The sequence below is a fragment of the Stenotrophomonas sp. 116085_Sma genome, assembly GCF_056479585.1.
Map to the genome: position 1 here is coordinate 447,501 of NZ_CM151057.1, position 2,500 is coordinate 450,000.

The 2,500-nt window shown below is 53.6% G+C and carries 1 rRNA gene (running past both ends of the window); it reads left to right on the top strand.

From position 1 onward, the window contains the following. A 23S ribosomal RNA gene (locus tag ACZK0Z_RS02020) occupies positions 1-2,500 on the top strand (it extends past both window edges: 147 nt to the left, 233 nt to the right).

A 2,500-nucleotide genomic window follows, 5' to 3' on the forward strand; every position in this document is an offset into this window, starting at 1 on the left:
TGCAGTGAATACATAGCTGCTGGAAGCGAACCTGGTGAACTGAAATATCTAAGTAACCAGAGGAAAAGAAATCAACCGAGATTCCGTAAGTAGCGACGAGCGAACGCGGACTAGCCCTTAAGCTGGATTGGTTCTAGGAAAACGCTCTGGAAAGAGCGGCCATAGAAGGTGATAGCCCTGTATCTGAAAGGGCCATTCCAGTGAAGACGAGTAGGGCGGGGCACGTGAAACCCTGTCTGAACATGGGGGGACCATCCTCCAAGGCTAAATACTACTGACCGACCGATAGTGAACCAGTACCGTGAGGGAAAGGCGAAAAGAACCCCGGAGAGGGGAGTGAAATAGAACCTGAAACCGTGTGCGTACAAGCAGTAGGAGCTCCGCAAGGGGTGACTGCGTACCTTTTGTATAATGGGTCAGCGACTTACTGTTCGTGGCAAGCTTAACCGTATAGGGGAGGCGAAGGGAAACCGAGTCTGATAAGGGCGCATAGTCGCGGGCAGTAGACCCGAAACCGGGTGATCTAGTCATGCCCAGGGTGAAGGTGCGGTAACACGCACTGGAGGCCCGAACCCACTCCCGTTGCAAAGGTAGGGGATGAGGTGTGATTAGGAGTGAAAAGCTAATCGAACCCGGAGATAGCTGGTTCTCCTCGAAAGCTATTTAGGTAGCGCCTCATATGTATCCTCTCGGGGGTAGAGCACTGTTATGGCTAGGGGGTCATCGCGACTTACCAAACCATTGCAAACTCCGAATACCGAGACGGACTGTATGGGAGACACACGGCGGGTGCTAACGTCCGTCGTGAAAAGGGAAACAACCCAGACCCACAGCTAAGGTCCCAAATTTTGTGCTAAGTGGAAAACCATGTGGAAAGGCACAGACAGCCAGGAGGTTGGCTTAGAAGCAGCCACCCTTTAAAGAAAGCGTAATAGCTCACTGGTCGAGTCGGTCTGCGGGGAAGATTTAACGGGGCTAAGCACAGAACCGAAGCTTGGGGTGCATAACTTTGTTATGCGCGGTAGAGGAGCGTTCCGTAAGCCGTTGAAGGTGGATTGAGAAGTCTGCTGGAGGTATCGGAAGTGCGAATGCTGACATGAGTAACGATAATGCGGGTGAAAAACCCGCACGCCGAAAGCCCAAGGTTTCCTTGCGCAACGTTAATCGGCGCAGGGTGAGTCGGCCCCTAAGGCGAGGACGAAAGTCGTAGTCGATGGGAAGCAGGTTAATATTCCTGCACCTCGCGTAAGTGCGATGGAGGGACGGAGAAGGTTAGGTGTACCAGGCGTTGGTTGTCCTGGGGAAAGGCGGTAGGTTTGGATCTTTGGCAAATCCGGGATCCTTTAAGACCGAGCACCGAGACGAGCCTTTATGGCGAAGTCACTGATACCACGCTTCCAGGAAAAGCTCCTAAGCTTCAGCTTACGCAGACCGTACCGTAAACCGACACAGGTGGGTAGGATGAGAATTCTCAGGCGCTTGAGAGAACTCGGGTGAAGGAACTAGGCAACATGGCACCGTAACTTCGGGAGAAGGTGCACCCTTTTTGGTGGCTCGTGCGAGCTATAGCTGAAGAGGGTCGCAGTAACCAGGCCGCTGCGACTGTTTATCAAAAACACAGCACTCTGCAAACACGAAAGTGGACGTATAGGGTGTGACGCCTGCCCGGTGCTGGAAGGTTAATTGATGGGGTCAGCCGCAAGGCGAAGCTCTTGATCGAAGCCCCAGTAAACGGCGGCCGTAACTATAACGGTCCTAAGGTAGCGAAATTCCTTGTCGGGTAAGTTCCGACCTGCACGAATGGCGTAACGACAGCGGCGCTGTCTCCACCCGAGACTCAGTGAAATTGAAATCGCTGTGAAGATGCAGCGTTCCCGTGGCAAGACGGAAAGACCCCGTGAACCTTTACTATAGCTTTACACTGAACGTTGAGTTCGTCTGTGTAGGATAGGTGGGAGGCTATGAAACTGTGGCGCTAGCTGCAGTGGAGCCATCCTTGAAATACCACCCTGTCGTGCTTGACGTTCTAACCTGGGCCCATTATCTGGGTCGGGGACCGTGTATGGTGGGTAGTTTGACTGGGGCGGTCTCCTCCTAAAGAGTAACGGAGGAGCTCGAAGGTACGCTCAGCGCGGTCGGACATCGCGCACTGTGTGCAAAGGCATAAGCGTGCTTGACTGCAAGATCGACGGATCAAGCAGGTAGGAAACTAGGACTTAGTGATCCGGTGGTTCTGTATGGAAGGGCCATCGCTCAACGGATAAAAGGTACTCCGGGGATAACAGGCTGATACCGCCCAAGAGTTCATATCGACGGCGGTGTTTGGCACCTCGATGTCGGCTCATCACATCCTGGGGCTGTAGTCGGTCCCAAGGGTATGGCTGTTCGCCATTTAAAGTGGTACGCGAGCTGGGTTCAGAACGTCGTGAGACAGTTCGGTCCCTATCTGCCATGGGCGTTGGAGATTTGAGAGGGGCTGCTCCTAGTACGAGAGGACCGG